Genomic DNA, 20,072 nt, shown 5'->3' with positions numbered 1-20,072 from the left:
CGCTGGATTCTTGGGCTGAGAGCCAATGATTCTTTCGATGACTAAGACTTTGGAGCGTTTTCGCTTGCCCATCTGTCGCAGTGGAAATTTTTGGCTGGCCAGTCTCCGATACAACGTTAAATGCTGACGCAGGATTCTAAGTGACCAGATTCATGATTTCTGCAGCAGGACGACACAAATTGGATCAGAGAAGCAACCCGATCCTGATCACCGGCGGCACGGGGTCGTTCGGCAAGACGATTCTGCGCGAGTTGTTAGCTTCAAGCGACCGCGAAATCCGCGTTCTCAGTCGCGACGAGGAAAAGCAGGATGCACTGCGTAACGATTTGCGCGATCCGCGTGTTCGTTTCTTCATTGGGGATATCCGGGACCGCAACAGTGTTGATCGCGCAATCAAAGGCACGGGAGCGATTTTCCATGCTGCAGCGCTGAAACAGGTCCCTTCGTGCGAATTTTTTCCGCTCGAAGCAGTGCGGACCAATGTCTTGGGTTCAGAAAACGTCATCAGGTCCGCGATTGAGCATGGGGTCGAAAGCGTAGTGTGCTTGTCTACCGACAAGGCAGTCCATCCGATCAATGCGATGGGCATTTCTAAGGCCATGATGGAAAAGCTAGCACATGCCGCGGCTCGCGAAATCGGCTCTGACGCCGCGACGACGATCAGTTGTGTCCGCTATGGCAATGTCATGTATTCGCGGGGGTCGGTCATTCCCCTGTTCATCGCGCAGATCAAATCGGGACGGCCGATCACGATCACCGAACCCGAGATGACGCGGTTCCTGATGCCGCTTCGCGACAGTGTCGCGCTGGTGCGCTTCGCCTTTGACCACGCGCGCCAGGGCGACCTGTTCGTCCGCAAGGCTCCCGCCGCGACGATCGCCAATCTGGTCGCCGCATTGGTCGATCTGTTCGATGTGCCCGACCATCCCGTTCAGGTCATCGGCTGGCGCCACGCCGAAAAGCTCGCCGAAACGCTGGCGAGCGCGCAGGAATTGTCGACGGCGGAGGATATGGGCGATTACTGGCGCATCCAGCTCGACGCCCGCGACCTCAACTATTCGGCCTATTTCAGCGAAGGCGATGAACTGAGCCCGGCGCTGGAGGATTTCCATTCGCACAATGCCGAGCGGCTGGACAAGGAAGGCGTGAAGCAACTGCTTCTGACGCTCGACGAGGTCCGCGCCGAACTCGCTTCCTGGAAGCCATGACCACACGCAAGATCGTCGTGACCGGCGCCGCCGGACTGTTGGGCTGGCATGCCGCCGCGCGTCTTCACGCCGCGAACTGCGCGGCGCGCTATCGCGGGGAAAGCGAACCTTATCAACTGGCGCTGCTGGGCCGCACCGCCTTCGCCGACCATGCGCAGCGCGACGCAGCCGTCGCGGATGCGGACGCCGTCCTCCATTTTGCGGGCGTCAATCGCGGCGAAGAGGCCGAGGTGGAGGCCGCCAATCCGGCGATCGCGCAGTGTCTGGCCGACAGCCTGTCGCGAACCGGCGCCCGCCCGCACGTCGTCTATGCCAACAGCACCCATGCGCGGATCGATACGCCCTATGGCCGGTCCAAACGCCGCGCCGCCGAAATATTGGCGGAAACTGGCTCAGCGCTGACGAACCTGATCCTTCCGCACATCTTCGGCGAGTGCGCGCGCCCCTACTATAACAATGTCACCGCGACGCTGATCGATCAGATCTGGTCGGGCGAGCAGCCGACGATCAATCCCGAAGGCAAGGTTCAACTGCTCCACGCGGGCGCCGCCGCCGAACTGGCGATCGAAAAGGCGCTCAACCGTGAAAGCGGCGAGGTCGTGCCCGAAGGCCGCGAAACGGCTGTCACGGCACTTTATGAAAAACTGTCGGGATTCCACCAATCCTATCGGGCGAACATTTTTCCCGACCTGACGGACCCGTTCGACCTCGCGCTGTTCAACACTTATCGCACGGGCGGCTTCCCGAACCATTATCCGCTGGCGCTGAAACTCAACGAAGATGCGCGCGGCGGCCTGTTTGAATCGGCGAAGTCGCTTGCCGCATCGCAGACCTTCCTGTCGACCACCCACCCCGGCCAGCGGCGGGGCGACCATTTCCATATCGATCTGGTCGAGCGTTTTCTGGTCGTCTCCGGCAAGGCGGTGATCCGCATCCGCAAGGTGCTGACGGATACCGTCCACAGTTTCGAGGTGTCGGGCGACGCGCCGATGGCGATCGACATGCCGCCGCTGCACACGCATCATATCGAAAATGACAGCGACGGAGAGGTTGTGACCTTTTTCTGGGCCCACCGCCTGTTCGATCCCACCAACCCCGACACATTCGCCGACCCCGTAATCGAGAAGGCCGCATGAGCAAGATCAAGGTCATGACCGTGCTGGGCACGCGCCCCGAAATCATCCGCCTGTCGCGGGTGCTGGCGATGCTCGATCGCTATACCGACCATCGCATCGTCCATACCGGACAGAATTGGGACTATGAGCTGAACGAGCTGTTCTTCAGCGACCTTGGCGTGCGCAAGCCGGACCATTTCCTGGGCGTCGAAACGAGCAGCCTTGGCGCCGTGCTCGGCGGCATATTGATCGGCGTCGAAAAGGTGCTGAAGGACGACCGCCCCGATGCCCTGCTCGTGCTGGGCGATACCAACAGCGCGATCGCGGCGATCATGGCGCGGCGGATGAAAATCCCGATTTATCATATGGAAGCGGGCAATCGCAGCTTTGACCGCAATGTGCCCGAGGAAACGAACCGGCGCCTGGTCGATCACATCAGCGATTTCAATCTGGTCTATACCGAACATGCCCGCCGCCATCTGCTGAGCGAAGGGATGGAGCATCGCCGCGTCTATCTGACCGGATCGCCGATGCGCGAGGTTCTGGATCATTACCGCCCGCAGATCGAAGCATCGGACGTTCTGGACCGCCTTGACCTTCGCGCCGGACATTATTTCATCGTATCGATGCACCGCGAGGAAAATGTCGACAGCCGCGAACGGCTGACCTCGCTCGTCACCACGCTGAACCGACTGGCCGAGCAGCATGACATGCCGGTGATCGTGTCCACCCATCCGCGCACGCGCAACCGGCTGGAGGCTATCGAGGGCATCGCGCTCGACCCGCGTGTCCAATATATGAAGCCCTTTGGCTTTCACGATTACAATCATCTTCAAATGAAGGCGCTGTGCGCGATATCGGACAGCGGCACCATCGCGGAGGAAAGCTCGATCCTCGACTTTCCGGCGATCACCCCGCGCGATGCGATCGAGCGCCCCGAAGCGATGGACACCGGCAATATCATCGTCACCGGAATGGATGGCGACGCAATCCTTGGCGGCATCGAGGCCGCGACCGCCATGCATGCAGCGCGCAAGGCCGCCGGCATCGCCGGGGTGGTGCCCGCCGATTACCAGATCGCCAATACCGCCGAACGCGTGGTCAAGCTGATCCTGGGCACCGCACGCCTGTCCAACGGCTGGGACGGCATCCGCATGCACGATTATATCTGACCCGGACACGCATGCCCCCGATGCGCATTCTATACATCACCCAGTGGTTTCAGCCCGAACCGGCCTTCAAGGGCATCGACTTTGCCGCTGCGCTGGCCGCGGCGGGGCATGAGGTCGAGGTCGCGACCGGCTTTCCCAACTATCCGGGCGGACGCCTGTATCCGGGCTTTTCGCTACGCCCCTATCGGCGCGAGGCGATGGACGGGATTACCGTCCACCGGCTGTTCCTTTACCCCTCGCACGACCAATCGTCGATCGGCCGGGCGCTCAACTATGTGAGCTTCTTTCTGTCGGTGCTGCTGTTCGGCCTGTTGCGCGGGCGGCGCTACGACGCCGTCTATGTCTATCATCCCCCGATCACGCCCGGCCTTGCCGCCGCCCTTTTCACTCGCCTGTATCGCAAGCGGTTCGTGATCGATATCCAGGATCTGTGGCCCGACAGCGTCGCCGCATCCGGCATGGCCAACGGTCGGGTAATCAAGATCCTCAGCCGGCTGTGCGATTTCGTCTATCGCGCCGCCGATCATATCGTGCCGCAATCGGACGGGATGCGGCAGCGCCTGATCGAGCGCGGCGTTCCCGAAGCCAAGATGACGCGTATCTATAACTGGGCCACCTATGTGCCGCCACGGGACGGAGAGGAAACGGCGGTACCCGCCGAGTTCGCTGACCATATCAACATCGTCTATGGCGGCAATTTGGGACAGGCACAGGCGCTCGACATTCTGGTCGATGCCTTTGACCGCGCGCAGCAAAAGCACCCGGCCCTGCGCCTGCACTTGTTCGGCGACGGGATCGAACGCGACATGCTCGCGAAGCGCGCGGCCGCTCGCCCCGACAGCGGCCTGTTCCTTCACGGCCCGGTCCCACGCGACCGGATGGACCGGATATTCGATGCCGCCGACATATTGGCCGTCAATCTGAAGGACGATCCGCTGTACCTGATCACCATCCCTTCAAAGACCCAGCATTATCTGGCCTGCGGCAAACCTATCATTGGCGGCCTCAGCGGCGAGGCGGCCGAAATCTTGCAGCAATCGGGCAGCGCGCTGGTGTGCAAGCCCGGCAATATCGCGGCACTGGCCGACGCGATCGAACGGCTTGGTGCGATGGACGACAGCGAGCGCCGTGCCATGGGGCAGCGCGGATTGGCCCATTATCGGGACCATTTCAGCATGGACCGGGCGGTCGAAACAACCCTACGGCTGATTGCCGCCCCGGCCTGATGCCGGCCTCATTCAAGCGGAGCAGATGACGGTGATGAACAAAGGCAGATGGCCCTGTTTTGACGAGGAAGAGGTATCGGCGGTCGCCGCGACGCTTGCGTCGGGCAAGGTCAATTACTGGACCGGGACCGAAGGCCGAGAGTTCGAACGGGAGTTCGCGGACTGGACGGGCTCGCGCAAGGCCGTCGCGCTGGCAAACGGCACGCTCGCGCTCGACGTCGCGTTGAAAGCGCTGGGAATCGGACCGGGCGACGAAGTCATCGTGACGCCGCGTACCTTCATCGCTTCGGTTTCCTGTGTCGCGAATGTCGGCGCCACGCCGGTGTTCGTCGATGTCGACGCCGACAGCGGCAATATTAGCCCTTCGACCATCGCCCCTGCCCTCACCGACCGGACCCGAGCTATCATTCCGGTGCACCTTGCCGGATGGCCATGCGACATGGATGGCATCATGGCGCTGGCCGAACCGCGCGGCATCAAGGTGATCGAGGATTGCGCGCAGGCGCACGGCGCCGCGATCGGCGTGCGCGCGGTCGGTTCGATCGGCCATGTCGGCGCCTGGTCCTTCTGCCAGGACAAGATCATGACCACCGGCGGCGAAGGCGGTATGGTAACCACCGACGACGAGGCGCTCTGGTCGGCGATGTGGTCGTTCAAGGACCACGGCAAGGGCTGGGAAGCTGTCTATGAACGCGAGCATCCGCCGGGCTTCCGCTGGCTGCATGAAAGCATCGGCACGAACTGGCGCATGCTGGAGATGCAGGCGGTGATCGGTCGCATCCAGCTTCGGCGGATGGCGGGCTGGACGGCGCGCCGGACCGAAATTGCACGGCGTATCGCTTCGGTTCTGGCGGAGTTCCCCGACATTGTCCGCGTGCCGCAGACGGCCGACGGTTTCACCCACGCCTATTACCGGCTGTACGGCTATGTGCGTCCGGAGGCGTTGCCAAACGGATGGACACGCGACCGACTGGTCGCCGAAATGAGCGCGCGCGACGTCAACGTGCTGCATGGCTCCTGTTCCGAGGTCTATCTGGAAAAGGCGTTCGACGGCACGGGCTGGCGTCCGGCGCAATCGCTGCCTGTGGCTCGGCAACTGGGCGAGACCAGCCTGATGTTCCTGACGCATCCGACCATGACCGACGAAGAAGTCGCGGCGCAATGCGACAATATCCGGCATGTTTTGCAGAAGGCAACCGCCTGATCACGCATACGAATGGCGATGGCGAAACGCCTAACCATGCTGGACATCGCAGGACTAAATCCTTACACACGCGCCACTTGGCGACCCGCAAGTTTAGGCTTTTCCGTCCGGATAGAGAAGGTCCATCCATTTTTAACGACCGTTTTCATTGTCGGGCGAAGCAATGGCCCGGCGACACCCCGAACCGCTGCGGACCGGTTATCACAACAAATAGAATCGCGTCGCCGAAGCACTGCTTTGGACTTGCATCACAATCTTGGAGCCAGATTTAAATGAGTAAGATCGCCTATGTCGGGATGAGCGCCGACCTGATCCATCCCGGCCATATCAACATCGTCAACCGGGCGGCCGAACTGGGTGATGTCATCGTCGGCCTTTTGACCGACGAGGCGATCGCGACCTACAAACGCGTGCCATTCATGTCGTGGGATCAGCGTGCGGCGGTCATCGGCGCGCTGAAAGGCGTCGTCCGCGTCGTCCCCCAGCATACGCTCGACTATACCGACAATCTGGAATCGAACCGGCCCGATTATGTCATCCACGGCGACGACTGGAAAACGGGGGTCCAGTCGCAAACCCGCCAGAAGGTGATCGACACCCTGGCCCAATGGGGCGGAGAACTGGTCGAAGTGCCCTATACCGAGGGTATCTCCTCAACCAAGTTCCACAATGCGATGAAGGAAATCGGCACGACGCCGGACATCCGCCGCGCCAGCCTGCGCCGGATGCTGAAGGCAAAGCCGCTGGTGCGCTTCATCGATCTTCACAACGCGTTGAGCGGTCTGGTGATCGAAAAGATCGGCGTCGACACCCCCAACGGCCGCCGGGAGTTCGACGGCATGTGGGCCAGCTCGCTCACCGACTCTACGGCCAAGGGAAAGCCGGACATCGAGGCGGTCGATACGTCGTCGCGCATGGTCACGCTGAACGAGGTTCTCGAAGTCACGACCAAGCCGATCATCTATGACGGCGACACCGGCGGCAAACCGGAACATTTCGTCTTTACCGTCCGGACGCTCGAACGCCTGGGCGTATCTGCGGTGATCGTCGAAGACAAGACGGGGCTCAAGAAAAATTCGCTCTTCGGCACCGAGGTCGAGCAGACGCTCGACAGCATCGAGGCCTTTTCGCACAAGATCATCATGGCGAAGCAGGCGCAGCAGACCGACGACTTCATGGTCATCGCGCGGCTGGAAAGCCTGATCGCGGGTTATGGCGTCGATCATGCGATCGAACGGGCCAAGGCTTTCCTCGAAGCGGGCGCCGACGGCATCATGATCCATTCGCGCGAAAAGACGCCCGACGAGATTTTCGAGTTCTGCAAGAAATACAACGAGCTTCCAAACCGCAAAACGCTCGTTGCAGTGCCGTCGAGCTATAATCAGGTCACCGAAACCGAATTGCAGGCGCAGGGCGTGAATGTCGTCATCTATGCCAATCAACTATTGCGGTCGGCCTATCCCGCGATGCTCGAAACCGCCCGGTCGATCCTTACGCACCAGCGGTCGTACGAGTGCGATTCCCGGATGATGCCGCTCAAGGAGATCCTTGAACTGATCCCCGGAGGAAAATAATGACGTCTCCGAAGGTTTTCTTCGATACGCTGTTCGAACTGGGCGTCGATTTCTTCACCGGCGTGCCGGATTCGCTGCTGAAGGAATTTTGCAGCTATGTTGATGCGGTGCTGCCGCCGGAATCGCACATCATCTCGGCAAACGAAGGCACTGCCGTCGGCATCGCGACCGGCTATCAGCTTGCGACCGGCCACCTGCCGCTCGTCTATCTCCAGAATTCGGGGCTCGGCAACACGGTCAATCCGCTGCTGTCGCTCGCCGATACCGAGGTTTATGCGGTTCCGATGATCGTGCTGGTCGGCTGGCGCGGGGCACCGGGCGAAAAGGACGAACCGCAGCATCTGAAGCAAGGCCGTGTGACCGAGGCAATGCTGGATGCGATGGAAATCCCCTATCGCATCCTGACTGCGGACGAGGACGAGGCGCTCGCGAACGCGCGCTGGGCCACCGAAACCGCAAAGCAACGTTCGGGTCCGGTGATATTGCTCGCGCGCAAAGGCGCGTTCAGCAAATCGGAAGCCCGTCGCGACACCACGTCACAGACCGATCTGCTCACACGCGAAGAGGCGATTTTCGCCGTCACCGAAGCGTTGCCGGCCGACAGCACGATCGTCGCCACCACCGGCATGATCTCTCGCGAATTGTACGAACAACGGCAACGGACCGGTAACAACGGCGCCTCGGACTTTCTGACCGTCGGATCGATGGGTCATGCATCCCAGATCGCCCTCGGCCTGTCGAACGCCTTGCCCGGACGCCGGATCGTCTGCCTTGATGGCGACGGCGCGATACTGATGCATATGGGCGGACTGGCGACGGCCGGCGTGCTGGGACGCGGTGACTTCCTGCATATCGTGCTCAACAATGGCGCGCATGACAGCGTCGGTGGCCAGCCCACGGTGGCGTTCGACGTCTCGCTGACGGGCGTAGCCACCGCCTGCGGCTATCGCCACGCGCTGGGACCGGTGAAGACGGTCGAGGATATCCGGTCGGCACTGGCCGAATTGCGGGACAAGCCGGGTTGCCGGCTGCTCGAAATCCACGTTTCATGTGGATCCCGACCGGACCTTGGACGCCCGAAGGATACACCGCTTGCCAACAAGCAGAAGTTTGTGGCCCGTCTGGAACAAGGTCATGATGGCTGAAGGCTTTTCCCTGTCCGGGCCGCGTCCCTGGACATTCCACAACCCGACGCGGGTGCATTTCGGCGTCGATAGCCGTTCCGCCGCGGCGGGGATCGTCGGCGACGGCCGCGCACTGATCGTCGCGACGCGTCGCGGCCGTTCCCAATTCGAGGCGGATGCCCTGCTCAGCCCGGTCGCAGCGCGCGCCGGGACGATCTGGTTCGACAATGTCCAGGCCAACCCCGGCCTCGCCGACTTTGCGGCGCTGGCCGATCGCGCGGCCATCGACGATGTTCGCGCAATCATCGGGTTCGGTGGCGGATCCGCGATGGATTCGGCGAAAGCCATTTCGGCGCTGATCGCCTGCCGCCGTGAAAAACTGTCGCTGCGGGACATTATCGGTCAGCCCGCGATTCTCGGCAATCTCGATTTCCCGCCGATCCATGCGCTGCCCACCACGTCGGGGACCGGCGCCGAGGTAACGCCCTTTGCAACGATATGGGATCATGAGGCGCGCAGAAAGCTGTCGCTTGCCCATTCGTCGCTCTATCCCGCAACCGCCATCGTCGATCCCGCCCTGACGCTGGGCCTGCCCGAAGATGTCACGATCGCCACGGCACTCGACGCGCTGAACCAGGCCTTTGAATCGGCATGGAACCGGAATGCATCGCCCTACACGCTCAGCCTCGCGGGGCTCGCGATCCAGCAGGGCATGAAGGCGCTCACCGCGCTTGCCGAGGATCTGACCGACCTGGACGCGCGGGCGCGCATGGCGGAGGCCAGCCTGCTCGCGGGCCTGTGCATCAGCCAGACGCGAACGGCGGTGTGCCATTCGATTTCCTATCCGCTGACCGCGCATTTCGATCTGCCGCACGGCATCGCCTGTGCCTTCACGATGAAGGCGGTGGTCGCCGATGTCCTGGCCGAGCGGCCCGATGTTATCGAACAAATTTCCGCGCTGGCAGGATATGCTAACGCAGCGGCGATGATCGAGCATCTGGATCGGATATTGGCGCTACCCTCGGTTCGTCGGCAGTGGCAGGCAGCCCTGACCGCGCCGGTAGCCGTGAAGGCGCTGGCGGGCGAGATGATCACCCCTGGTCGCAGCGACAACTTCATCCTGCCCCTCGACGAAACGCGTCTGCTGCGGTTGCTCGACCGCAGCCTGGCGCAGTAGCGGTTGTGTCATGAGTGACAGTGCATCTACCGCGCCCACTCCGAAGGACCGCGTCTGGCTCGATGCGCTGACGCGCGTCGCGGCTTCGCTGGATGGCGATCGCATCGCCTATTTCCTCGATACCGGAACCCTACTGGGCGCGGTGCGCGACGGCGCCTTCATTCCGTGGGACAATGACATCGACATCGGCATTCTCGACTGCCCGTACCACGATCCGCGGCTCAACGCGGCCATCGACGCGCTGGTTGCAGAGGGCTTTGTCGCAAATCGCTCGCCAACCGGGGTCGGCTTTTTCAGCCCGGCTGGCGTCGAGGTGAATCTGAAGCTTTACGAGGATGACGGCGACGGGCTTATCGGCGATTATTCGCATCATACGCATCCGTCGCGGCTATGGAATTTCCTCTATAATGTGGCGTCGGGCGAACACGTGTCGAGCCACGGCGGCCGACTCTCCTATCGCGTGAAATCGCTCTTGATCGCCATGCGCCCCTTGTGGCGGCTGCTGACCCTGCCTTGGCTTTCTTCGCGAATGACGCACAAGAAACTGGTATCGCGCGTTCGCAAAACCAGCCTGCTCCCGCTTGGCATCATCCGCTTCTACGACACCGATTTCCGTGCGCCCGGCGACTGCCGCACCTATCTCTCCGACCGCTATGGCGCATCATGGGAGACCCCCGTTCGCGACTATGACTATACGCGCGACGATCAGAGCATCGCGGGCAATCGTTCGTGACGACGTACAAGACCGATTCCTATCACGGTATTTTCAGGATCATCTCGTTGCTTGGCACGGCATCGGTGCTGAGCGTTGTATTTGGTCTGATCCGGATGAAATTTGCGGCGGTGCTGCTAGGCCCGATCGGGGTCGGAATCATCGGTCTGTTGCAGAATGTCTCCGGCATTGCAACCACGCTCGGCGACATGGGCATGCGCCAATCGGGCGCCCGCGCCATTTCGCGCGCGCGCGCGGGCGGTGATGAGAACGGGCTTCGCCGCGTCCGCGAAACGCTGGCGTGGATGGGCATCGCGCTCGCGCTGATGGTGGGCGGCGCCTTTTTTCTGTTCCGCAACGCCATCGCGCTCCGTCTGCTCGATCAGCCGGATCTGGCGAATGACGTGGGCTGGCTGACGATCGGCGTGGTAGCAACCATTCTGGCCGCCGCCCTGACAGCGATACTGAACGGCTATCAGCGGGTCGACGAGATCGGCCGGATTACCGTTATGTCGGCGCTCCTTTCCTGCATCATTTCGGTCGCCGCGTTCTGGCTGTGGCGCGATCAGGCCATTCTGATCGTGGTCATTTCGGCGCCCGTTATGCTGCTCTGCTATTCGGCCTGGTATGTCGCGAAGATCGGGGTCTTTCCGCGTTGGGTCCGGCCGACCGCCGCGCATCTGGCCACCGGCAGCGGTATGCTCAAGCTGGGTGTCTATGTCATGGCGAGCGCGCTGCTGCTGTCGGCGTGCGAATTCCTCGTCCGGCTCAGCATCCAGCGCGAATTGGGTGTGGTCGAAGTCGGCCTGTTCGCTGCGGCTTGGACGATCGGCGTCTATTATCTCAATTTCCTGATGATCGCGACATCGACCGAATTCTTTCCCCGTATCTCCGCCGGCATGGACGACCACGTCGCGCGCGACGCCGCGATCAACCTGCAATTCCAATCGCTGTGCATCGCATCGGTTCCCGTCGTGATCGCCTTGACCGCCTTTTGCCCGATCGTGCTGCAAATTCTCTACAGCAAGCAATTCGTCGTCGGCACATCGCTCGTCCGGCTGATGGCAGTGGGCGACGTGTTCCGGCTTTCCATCTATCCGCTGGGTTTCGTTCTTCTCGCCGCTTCGCATGGCCGGACCTATTTCCTGATGAAGCTTTTCGAAGGGTTGGCGTTCGCCGCGCTATCCGCACTCCTGCTTCCCCGCTTCGGCCTAGAGGGCGTCGGCATGGCGCATATCGTCACCTTCACGGCGCTCTTTTGTATCTATCAGTTCCTGCTCCGCCGTTTCCTGCGCTTCTCTCTATCGCCGCGTTCGCTGCTCTGCGTATCGACGCTGGCCGTCATAGCGATTGCACTGTCGGCCCTAGCGGGGCTAAGCGAAATACTCGCTGCGCTGACGGGCAGCCTGTTGGTGGTCGGCTGGCTCATTCTTGTCATGCGGTTGCTGAAGACGGTGCGAACCGGACATATGGACTGAATTGGGTTTTTTTAGTGTCGGCTAGCTATCTCGCCATTTTCGGATCGGGTTTCATCCTGTTTCTGGCCCACGCCTTGCCGTGGTTCATGCACGATGACGGTAATTTCGTCCGCAACCCGGCCAAGCTGGCGGCGCTGCTCAGCGGGCTTCAGGTAATTCCCCACTATTTCGTCGTCACGATCTGGCCCGAAGAATCGATGATCTTTCCTTTCTATGGGGACGGGCTTCTTGAGCTCTTGCCGCGGTTCGCGCTTTATTACGCCGCGGGCTTCGCCTTCATGATATGGGGGATCAGGCGTGGAATGAGGGGGATCGCCAATCAATCGACGCTGACAATCGATTATGAGCCTAACTATTACCTGATCTCAGCATTGATGTTCACCCTCTACATTCTAGCCATGTATCTGATGATCGACAAGGTCGGTGGCCTCAACGTCTTCATCCAGAATTTCGGCAACCAGACGGAGTTCCAATCCGGAACCGGTATTTTTCAGATCATCAAACTTCCGGCCGTTTATCTTTCGATCCTTTTTTTGGCCGTGCAGCACGCCAAAACCGGCAAGCCACATCTGCTGTGGATCATCTTGTACATCCTGATCGTGATCGCGATCGAATCAGGCTTGGGAGGACGACGGACGCCCATTCAGATCATTCTGTTTGCGATTGCGTCCATCTACATCATTAATCCCGAACGGCGCTTGTTGTCGTTTACGAATGTCGGCCTGTTCGCTGTCTGCGTGACGATCTTCGTCGTCATCTTGAATATCCGTGACAGCGCTTCTGGATACACCGAAGAGCGCGATGCCTTTTCCTATTTCATCAATTTCAGCTACAACGACATATATATTTTCGTTATCGATCATTTCTCGAGAAATGATTTCTGGTACGGTAAGATATTCCTTGATTTTCAGTACCGATTCACGGGTGGGCACCAAGGACTCCCCCCGCCATCGCTTGACGATGGAGTCTATATATACAACCTCTATCTCGGACGTTTTGCCGAACCGCCGATGAGCCTTGAGTTGATGGCGCAGAATTCGTGGCCACCGCGAACGTTCGGCAATGGCTATATGAATTTTGGATTTCAGGGCATCCTCCTCTTCTTTTTCCTGCAAGGATTAGTGACAGGCTGGACTTACAAGCTGGTGGTACGTACCGGCTTCAATCCCGTCTTCGTGTTTGTGTATCTGATTCTCATCTTCTCGTTCCAGATGTCAAATCTCAAGTTCACGGAGATGGCGCTGATCCTCGTCGGCCTTTTGCTGATTTTCGGGCCGGCCGCGCTGATCAATCGATGGCTGCCAAATGCCCGGCGTGGACTTGGCAATACGCCGCAAAGTTGAATATAGGCGACGGACCATCTCGTTGGCATCGATAAACCATCCCAAGACAAGCTGTTAGCTTTGTATCCGAAACATCTGAAAGGAAGATTGGACGTGAAGGTTGTATTGCTGTGCGGCGGCAAGGGTACCCGCCTTGGCGAGTTGACAGGCCGTCGCCTGCCGAAACCGCTCGTCGAAATCGACGGTCGACCGATCCTGTGGCACATCATGAAAAGCTACGCGCGCCAGGGCTATACCGACTTCGTCCTCTGCGCCGGCCATCTGTCGGAGATGATCAAGCAATATTTCCTGCATTCCAAGCTCTATGGCGGCGACATGCGGGTCAACACGCGCACCGGCGAGGTCGAATTCCTGGGCGGGGGAGACGAGGATTGGACGGTGACGATCGCCGACACAGGTGCAGAAACGCAGACCGCGGGCCGTATCGCCCGCGTCGCTCGCTACCTCGACCCTGAAGGCCCCTTCTTCCTGACCTATGGCGATGGTCTGTCCGACGTGGACCTGGCCAAGCTGCTCGCCTTTCACAAGGATCACGGCCGCCTGGCGACGATCACGGGCGTGGCCCCGCCGGGACGCTTCGGCGAGCTCGATCTCGACGGCAGCCGCGTGGCCGAACTGAAGGAAAAACCAGAAGAGACCGATCGCTATATAAATGGCGGCTTCATGGTGCTCGATCGCGAGTTCGTCTGCCGTTATTGCGAGGTTCCCGATGCCGACAACATCATGCTGGAACGTGCGCCGCTCGAACGCGCGGCGCTCGACGGCGAACTGATGATGTTCGCGCATCACGGCTTCTGGCAGTGCATGGATACCGCGCGCGACTGGGAATTGCTCGAAAAGCTGGCCAGCGGCCCCAAGGTGCCGTGGCAATGACGCCGGAGTTCCTGCAAGCTTTTCGTGGCAAGCGCGTGCTTGTCACCGGGCATACGGGATTCAAGGGCAGCTGGCTGACCTTGTGGCTCGAGCGTCTGGGCGCCGAGGTGGCAGGCTTCTCTCTCGCGCCGCCGACCGATCCCGCCATGTTCGATCTGTGCGGCGTCGCCGCCGGCATCGATCATCATATCGGTGATATTCGCGATACGGCCGATCTCGGCGAAGTCGTTCGCCGCTTCCGACCGGATGCCGTCTTCCACCTCGCGGCCCAGCCGATCGTGCGCCTGTCCTATGACGATCCCATCGAAACGGTGACGACCAATATCGTCGGCACGGCAAATGTACTCGAAGCCGTCCGCGCCCTTGACGCGCCATGCGCCGTGGTCGTCGTCACCTCCGACAAATGCTATGAAAATCGCGAGTGGATCTGGGGCTATCGCGAGGACGACCCGATGGGCGGCCACGATCCGTACAGCATGAGCAAGGGCGCGACCGAATTGGTGGTCGCGTCGTGGCGCCGCAGCTTCTTTGGCGCGAACAGCCTGGTCAAGCTCGCTTCTGCCCGCGCGGGCAATGTGATCGGCGGAGGCGACTGGGCGCAGGACCGGATCGTACCCGACTGCGTCCGCGCCTTTTCGGCGGGACAGAAAGTCGAGCTGCGCAATCCCGGCGCGACGCGACCTTGGCAGCATGTTCTCGAACCGCTGGGCGGTTACCTGCTGCTTGGCGCGCTGCTGTTATCGGACGAGGCGGATGCGTATTGCGAAGGCTGGAACTTCGGCCCGGCGACGGATGATGTCCAGCCGGTCGGCACCATCGTCCGACTGATGGCGGAGCGATGGGGCGATGGCGCAGCCTCGTCCATGTCGAAAGGTTCGCACCCCAAGGAAGCCGCGCTGCTGTCGCTGAACTGCGACAAGGCAATCGGGCGACTGCACTGGAAGCCCTGCTGGCATCTGGGTGCGCTCGTTGAACAGACGGTCGACTGGTACAAGGAATGGCAAGATAACCCGGCGGGGCTTCGGGGAAAAACCCTCGCCCAGATCGAGATGTTCGAACAAGCGATGATCGACCGCCGCATCGGCCACAGCTCCGTCGGCTGACATGCGAATATTGCTGGTCATCGACGGAATGCATCCACGCGACGGGGGGCCGCCTGCCGTGGTCGCGGGGTCAGCCATCGCGCTCAAGACCGGCGGGCTCGACGTGACAGTGCTGACCACGCTCATCCCCGGCGACGAGGCCGATGTCGAGCGGACGTGGGCCCCGATGATCGAGACGGGCGTCAAGCTGCAATATTGCATGCCGGTCGGATTGAAGCATCTTGTCGGACTGCAGGCCGTCGACCGCACCATGGCCGACGCGATCGAAGCGGCGGATGTCGTCCATATCCACGGTTTCTGGACTCCGGCCCTGATCAACGCCGCCAAAATCGCGCGGCAGACCGGTACTCCCTATTTCATTTCGACCCACGGCCTGCTCGATCGGCGCGCAATGACCTCGTCGAAAGCGAAATGGGTCAAAAAACAACTGGCCTTGGCGATCTTCGGATTTCGCCCGGTCTTCCGCGATGCGAGCGGCATCATTTTCGGCAGCGAGACCGAAGACAAGGAAAGCTGGGATCCGGTGCGCGGCATGCGCAAGCTCTACATACCGAACGGCGTCAAGGCGAGCGTCGGGCAAACGCCCGCCTCCCCCGCATCGCGGGAACGACTGTCGGTCATCGCGCCGCAGTTTGACGGTTGGCACCGATCCCTGCTGTTCTACAGCCGTATCCATCCGGAAAAGGGTCTGGATATGCTGGTGAAGGCGTTCAACGCGGTCGTACCCGATTTTCCGGACGTCGGCCTGTTGATTGCGGGGATCATGAAGGACGAACATTATGGCGCGATGGTCGCGCGGCTGGTCGAGGAATGTCCCATGCCCGACCAGATCGTCATGACCACAAGCCTGACCGGACCCGAAAGCCATTTTGTTTACTCGCTCTGCGACATTTTTGTGCTGCCCTCGCATGCGGAGGGATTTTCGGTGGCGCTGACCGAGGCGCTGGCGCATGGAAAGCCATCGCTCATCACACGCTATTGCCATCTGCCGCTCGTCGAATCCGAGGGAGCCGGCTTCGTCGTCGACCCCGATCCCGCGAGCATTGAGACCGGGCTTCGCAAATTGCTGTCGCGCACCGACGACGAACTGTCGGCGATGGGCGAAAACGCCAGATCCCTGTTCGAGCGGCGCTTCACCTGGGACCGCGTCGCGGAACAGCTTGCAGAGGCCTATGCATCGGGAATCCGCAATCGTGATGGTGAGACGCATGGCAGGCGGTAACTCGGTCCTGGTGACCGGCGCCACCGGGTTCGTCGGTGGTCGGCTGATGCGATATCTGCAAGGCACGGGTCGGCACGTCGCGGGCTGGACACGCGCGGATGGAGACTTGCGTGATGGCGACGCCGTGCGCGCGCGGATCGCCAGCCTTCGTCCCGATCACATCTTTCATCTCGCGTCGCGACCGCCGGGATCCGGCGATGACTGGTCCCGCATCATGGAAGAGCAGCGCATGCTCGCCAATCTGGCCTATGCGATGCCGCAACATTGCACGCTCATATACACCGGCAGCATGGCCGAATATGGCCGCTCCGGCATACTTCGCGATAGCGATCAATGCACGCCCGACACCGTCTATGGCTGCGCCAAACTCGCCGGGACCAGCCTTGCCCTGGCGCTTCGCTCCATGCTCGATCTCGATATTCGCGTTGGACGGCTGTTCGGCGTCTACGGTCCCGGCGAAAGCCCTGCCCGCCTGCTTCCGGCATTGATCGAAAAATTGCGCGCCGGCGACAGCGTGCCGCTGAGTGACGGCCGGCAACTTCGTGATTTCATCCACGTCGATGACGCGTGCAAGGCGCTTGTCGCGTTGGGCGATGCATCGTCGGAGGCGAAGCCACCCGTCATCATGAACATCGGAACCGGCACGGGTGTGACCGTGACGGACGTCTGCACGATGACAGCCGACATCCTCGGCGCGGACCATCGCCTTCTCCGGTTCGGAGCCCTGCCCCGTCGTCCGGTTGATCAGGATTGCCTGGTTGCCGACGTCACCGCGATGCGCACCATTGTCGAGCCGCCCGCGCAACGCTGGCTCGATCGCGCTTCCGCGGCGCCGGCGATCGAGGAGATGATCGCGACCGCCGCAGCCGATAGCCTCGAAAAATCAGAATAGCTTTCTTTGCGCGTAGCCAATATTGGCTACGCGCAAGCCCTAATTCCTCACGCCCGATGACGATTCACGAAAGCACCCGTTAAGATGACCAGTAAGCTGGCCGAGCGAAGCTACCAGATTTGTACGCGCTGCATCATGGATACGTCGGACCCGAACATCGTCTTTGATGATGCCGGTCTGTGTGAATATTGCCATAATTTCGACGAGCAGATCCTTCCCAACTGGCACACCGACGAGCGCGGAGCACGCGAGTTGGATCAGCTTGCTGCGGACATCCGCAAAGCCGGCGAAGGCAAGGATTTTGACTGTATCATCGGGCTGAGCGGCGGGCTCGACAGTTCCTATGCGACCTTTGTCGCGTGCGAGCGCATGGGGCTGCGCCCGCTGCTCTTTCACGTCGATGCGGGCTGGAACACCGACCAAGCCGTCGGCAATATCGAAAAGCTGGTCGATGGGCTGGGGATCGAACTGTTCACCGAAGTGGTCAACTGGCAGGAAATGAAGGATCTGCAGACCGCGTTCCTGAAATCCCAAATCTCCGATCAGGACCTTCCGCAGGATGGCGCTTTCTTTTCCGCCCTGTACAAATTTGCCCGCAGTCACGGGATCAAATATGTTCTCACGGGCTCGAACTATTCGACCGAATGCTGCCGCGAGCCGGAGGAATGGGGCGGGTATCCCGGGATCGACAAGCGCCTGTTCAAAGGGATTCACAAGCGTTTCGGCAAGCGCGAACTGAAGACCTTTCCGCTTGTCGACATCATGATCTATAAAATCTGGTACCAGCGCGTGCTCGGGATGACGGTGGTGAAACCGCTGAACCTCGTGCCCTATGTCAAGGCGGAGGCCGAAGCCGAGCTGGAGCGTCGCTTCGACTGGAAACGCTTTCAGCACAAGCATCATGAATCGCGCTTCACGCGCTTTTACGAGGATTATTGGTTGCCGCGCAAATTCGGTTACGAAAAGCGCCGCGCCCATTTCTCGAGCCTGATCATGACCGGCCAGATGACGCGCGAGGACGCCATCGACCGCATTTCGCGACCGGAAATGGACGAACATTTCCTGAAGCAGGAGCTCGAATATGTCGCGAACAAGCTGGACTTGAGCGTCGATGAATTGCAGGAAATTTTCGAAGGCGAGAACAAGACCTTCCGCGATTATCCCAACAAGCGCTGGGCGATCGGTGTCGGCGCGACCGTGATGCGTCTGCTGGGGCTGGAAAGGCGCCTGTTCCGGTGATCAGGATCATCGACTATGGGCTTGGCAACATCCAGGCCTTTCTGAACGTGTACAAGCGCCTCGGGATTCCTGCGGAGCGCGCGACCGATCCTGCGGCGCTGGAGGGTGCGCGTCATGTGATCCTGCCCGGCGTCGGCGCTTTCGACCGTGCGATGAGCCTGTTCGACGCATCGGGCTTTCGCGCCCCTGTGGAGCGGCTGATCGCCGAAACGGAGGTCCGCGTGCTGGGCATTTGCGTGGGCATGCAGATGCTGTCCGAAGGAAGCGACGAAGGCGAGCTTCCGGGCCTTGGCTGGGTGCCGGGTCGCGTGCGGCACATCGACAGCCTCGAAAAGGCAAAAGGGCTGCCGATGCCGCATATGGGATGGAATGACGTCGAAGCGCGCGCGGGCGCAACGCTGTTCGACGGGCTCGACGATTTGCGCTTCTACTTCCTTCATTCCTATTATTTCGAGTGCCGAAACGAAGCGAACAGCCTCGCCACCGCCGAATATGGCGACCGCTTCAGCTGCGCCGTGTCCAACGGCCACGTCTATGGCGTGCAGTTTCATCCCGAAAAAAGCCATCACTGGGGGCAGGCGCTGCTCCGCAACTTCGCGCTGACCTGACATGCTGAGACCGCGCATCATCCCGACTTTGCTGGTCCATCAGGGCGGGCTCGTCAAAACCATCGGATTCAAGGACCCCAAATATGTAGGGGATCCGATCAATGCGGTGAAGATTTTCAACGAAAAGGAAGCCGACGAGCTGGTCGTGCTCGATATCGATGCGACGGTGAACGGCGCCGAGCCCGATTATCGGATGATCGCCAATCTGGCTGCCGAATGCCGCATGCCGCTGTGCTATGGCGGCGGCATCACCACCGTGGCGCAAGCCGAACGCATCATCAGCCTGGGTGTCGAGAAGGTTGCACTCAGCGCGGCGGCGATCGAACGTCCTGCCCTGCTCAGCGAAATCGCCGAACGCATCGGCCGGCAGAGCGTCGTCGCGATCATCGATGTCCGCCGCCGGACCGGGATGTTCCGCAAGGGGCTGGAGGTCACGACCCGCAATGCGACGCGGACGCATTCGGTGACGCCCGGCGAACTTGCGGAGGAACTGGAACGCGCCGGGGCGGGCGAAATCGTCATCAATTCGGTCGATCGCGACGGTACGAAAACGGGATATGACCTGGAACTGGCAGCCGAGATTCGCGAGCGGGTCAAGGTTCCGCTGACGATCCTTGGCGGCGCCGGATCGCTCGACGACATCGCCGCGCTGATCGGCACCTGCGGCACGGTCGGCGCGTCTGCAGGCAGCCTGTTCGTGTTCAAGGGCGGTCTGCGCGCGGTGCTGATCAACTATCCGGCGAGCGAGAAAAAGGACCAGATTTGCGCCGACGGCTTCGCCCGGCACCGCGCCTAGGGTCAG

The 20,072-nt window shown here is 60.9% G+C and carries 18 protein-coding genes; all 18 read left to right on the top strand.

What is annotated here, in order from left to right:
* The first annotated feature begins 152 nt into the window (after positions 1-152).
* The 18 genes from G9408_RS03925 (at position 153) to G9408_RS03840 (ending at position 20,066) form a co-directional block, all read left to right on the top strand.
* The gene (locus G9408_RS03925; protein WP_168453445.1) at positions 153-1,208 is read left to right on the top strand and encodes a polysaccharide biosynthesis protein; all 1,056 of its coding nucleotides are present in this window, start codon (positions 153-155) and stop codon (positions 1,206-1,208) included.
* Positions 1,205-2,344 (top strand): polysaccharide biosynthesis C-terminal domain-containing protein, encoded by a 1,140-nt coding sequence (locus tag G9408_RS03920; RefSeq protein WP_168452770.1) that lies wholly within the window; start codon positions 1,205-1,207, stop codon positions 2,342-2,344. Before G9408_RS03925 ends, G9408_RS03920 begins: the two co-directional genes overlap by 4 nt.
* Entirely contained in the window at positions 2,341-3,495 is a 1,155-nt protein-coding gene (gene wecB / locus G9408_RS03915; RefSeq protein ID WP_168452769.1) for a non-hydrolyzing UDP-N-acetylglucosamine 2-epimerase, read from the top strand. The genes G9408_RS03920 and wecB overlap by 4 nt, the downstream gene beginning before the upstream one ends.
* 11 nt (positions 3,496-3,506) lie before the next feature.
* Entirely contained in the window at positions 3,507-4,721 is a 1,215-nt protein-coding gene (locus tag G9408_RS03910) for a glycosyltransferase family 4 protein (RefSeq protein WP_168452768.1), read from the top strand.
* A 34-nt stretch (positions 4,722-4,755) separates the two neighbouring features.
* Entirely contained in the window at positions 4,756-5,925 is a 1,170-nt protein-coding gene (locus G9408_RS03905) for a DegT/DnrJ/EryC1/StrS family aminotransferase (RefSeq protein ID WP_235957459.1), read from the top strand.
* Between the two features lie 272 nt (positions 5,926-6,197).
* Positions 6,198-7,499, top strand: coding sequence for a phosphoenolpyruvate mutase (gene aepX, locus G9408_RS03900; RefSeq protein WP_168452766.1), 1,302 nt, complete (start codon positions 6,198-6,200; stop codon positions 7,497-7,499).
* On the top strand, positions 7,499-8,644 hold the full coding sequence (aepY, locus tag G9408_RS03895; RefSeq protein ID WP_168452765.1) for a phosphonopyruvate decarboxylase: 1,146 nt from the start codon (positions 7,499-7,501) through the stop codon (positions 8,642-8,644). The genes aepX and aepY overlap by 1 nt, the downstream gene beginning before the upstream one ends.
* On the top strand, positions 8,634-9,800 hold the full coding sequence (locus G9408_RS03890; protein ID WP_168452764.1) for a phosphonoacetaldehyde reductase: 1,167 nt from the start codon (positions 8,634-8,636) through the stop codon (positions 9,798-9,800). Before aepY ends, G9408_RS03890 begins: the two co-directional genes overlap by 11 nt.
* Positions 9,801-9,810: 10 nt before the next feature.
* Complete coding sequence (locus G9408_RS03885; RefSeq protein ID WP_168452763.1) at positions 9,811-10,533, top strand: LicD family protein; 723 nt, start codon at positions 9,811-9,813, stop codon at positions 10,531-10,533.
* Positions 10,530-11,990 (top strand): oligosaccharide flippase family protein, encoded by a 1,461-nt coding sequence (locus G9408_RS03880; protein WP_168452762.1) that lies wholly within the window; start codon positions 10,530-10,532, stop codon positions 11,988-11,990. The genes G9408_RS03885 and G9408_RS03880 overlap by 4 nt, the downstream gene beginning before the upstream one ends.
* A gap of 14 nt (positions 11,991-12,004) precedes the next feature.
* On the top strand, positions 12,005-13,333 hold the full coding sequence (locus tag G9408_RS03875) for a Sec-independent protein translocase subunit TatA/TatB (RefSeq protein ID WP_168452761.1): 1,329 nt from the start codon (positions 12,005-12,007) through the stop codon (positions 13,331-13,333).
* Between the two features lie 93 nt (positions 13,334-13,426).
* Positions 13,427-14,206, top strand: a complete 780-nt coding sequence (locus G9408_RS03870; RefSeq protein WP_168452760.1) for a sugar phosphate nucleotidyltransferase — start codon at positions 13,427-13,429, stop codon at positions 14,204-14,206.
* On the top strand, positions 14,203-15,309 hold the full coding sequence (rfbG, locus tag G9408_RS03865; RefSeq protein ID WP_168452759.1) for a CDP-glucose 4,6-dehydratase: 1,107 nt from the start codon (positions 14,203-14,205) through the stop codon (positions 15,307-15,309). Before G9408_RS03870 ends, rfbG begins: the two co-directional genes overlap by 4 nt.
* A 1-nt stretch (position 15,310) precedes the next feature.
* Entirely contained in the window at positions 15,311-16,531 is a 1,221-nt protein-coding gene (locus G9408_RS03860) for a glycosyltransferase (RefSeq protein ID WP_168452758.1), read from the top strand.
* Between the two features lie 10 nt (positions 16,532-16,541).
* Complete coding sequence (locus G9408_RS03855) at positions 16,542-17,423, top strand: NAD-dependent epimerase/dehydratase family protein (protein ID WP_168452757.1); 882 nt, start codon at positions 16,542-16,544, stop codon at positions 17,421-17,423.
* An 84-nt stretch (positions 17,424-17,507) separates the two neighbouring features.
* On the top strand, positions 17,508-18,662 hold the full coding sequence (locus G9408_RS03850; protein WP_168452756.1) for an N-acetyl sugar amidotransferase: 1,155 nt from the start codon (positions 17,508-17,510) through the stop codon (positions 18,660-18,662).
* Complete coding sequence (hisH, locus tag G9408_RS03845; RefSeq protein ID WP_168452755.1) at positions 18,659-19,270, top strand: imidazole glycerol phosphate synthase subunit HisH; 612 nt, start codon at positions 18,659-18,661, stop codon at positions 19,268-19,270. The genes G9408_RS03850 and hisH overlap by 4 nt, the downstream gene beginning before the upstream one ends.
* Before the next feature lies 1 nt (position 19,271).
* The gene (locus G9408_RS03840; RefSeq protein ID WP_168452754.1) at positions 19,272-20,066 is read left to right on the top strand and encodes an AglZ/HisF2 family acetamidino modification protein; all 795 of its coding nucleotides are present in this window, start codon (positions 19,272-19,274) and stop codon (positions 20,064-20,066) included.
* Positions 20,067-20,072: the final 6 nt, after the last annotated feature.

The organism is Sphingopyxis microcysteis, assembly GCF_012274265.1.
In the GTDB taxonomy this organism is placed as follows: Bacteria; Pseudomonadota; Alphaproteobacteria; order Sphingomonadales; family Sphingomonadaceae; genus Sphingopyxis; species Sphingopyxis microcysteis.
The sequence above is the reverse complement of the archived record's forward strand: the minus strand, read 5'-3'. Positions and strand labels throughout refer to the sequence as shown.

Bases quoted from the DNA above. Each gene is read 5' to 3' on its own strand.
- G9408_RS03925 (WP_168453445.1), top strand. From the start codon at position 153: ATGATTTCTGCAGCAGGACGACACAAATTGGATCAGAGAAGCAACCCG.
- G9408_RS03920 (WP_168452770.1), top strand. From the start codon at position 1,205: ATGACCACACGCAAGATCGTCGTGACCGGCGCCGCCGGACTGTTGGGC.
- wecB (WP_168452769.1), top strand. From the start codon at position 2,341: ATGAGCAAGATCAAGGTCATGACCGTGCTGGGCACGCGCCCCGAAATC.
- G9408_RS03910 (WP_168452768.1), top strand. From the start codon at position 3,507: ATGCCCCCGATGCGCATTCTATACATCACCCAGTGGTTTCAGCCCGAA.
- G9408_RS03905 (WP_235957459.1), top strand. From the start codon at position 4,756: ATGAACAAAGGCAGATGGCCCTGTTTTGACGAGGAAGAGGTATCGGCG.
- aepX (WP_168452766.1), top strand. From the start codon at position 6,198: ATGAGTAAGATCGCCTATGTCGGGATGAGCGCCGACCTGATCCATCCC.
- aepY (WP_168452765.1), top strand. From the start codon at position 7,499: ATGACGTCTCCGAAGGTTTTCTTCGATACGCTGTTCGAACTGGGCGTC.
- G9408_RS03890 (WP_168452764.1), top strand. From the start codon at position 8,634: ATGATGGCTGAAGGCTTTTCCCTGTCCGGGCCGCGTCCCTGGACATTC.
- G9408_RS03885 (WP_168452763.1), top strand. From the start codon at position 9,811: ATGAGTGACAGTGCATCTACCGCGCCCACTCCGAAGGACCGCGTCTGG.
- rfbG (WP_168452759.1), top strand. From the start codon at position 14,203: ATGACGCCGGAGTTCCTGCAAGCTTTTCGTGGCAAGCGCGTGCTTGTC.
- G9408_RS03860 (WP_168452758.1), top strand. From the start codon at position 15,311: ATGCGAATATTGCTGGTCATCGACGGAATGCATCCACGCGACGGGGGG.
- G9408_RS03850 (WP_168452756.1), top strand. From the start codon at position 17,508: ATGACCAGTAAGCTGGCCGAGCGAAGCTACCAGATTTGTACGCGCTGC.
- G9408_RS03840 (WP_168452754.1), top strand. From the start codon at position 19,272: ATGCTGAGACCGCGCATCATCCCGACTTTGCTGGTCCATCAGGGCGGG.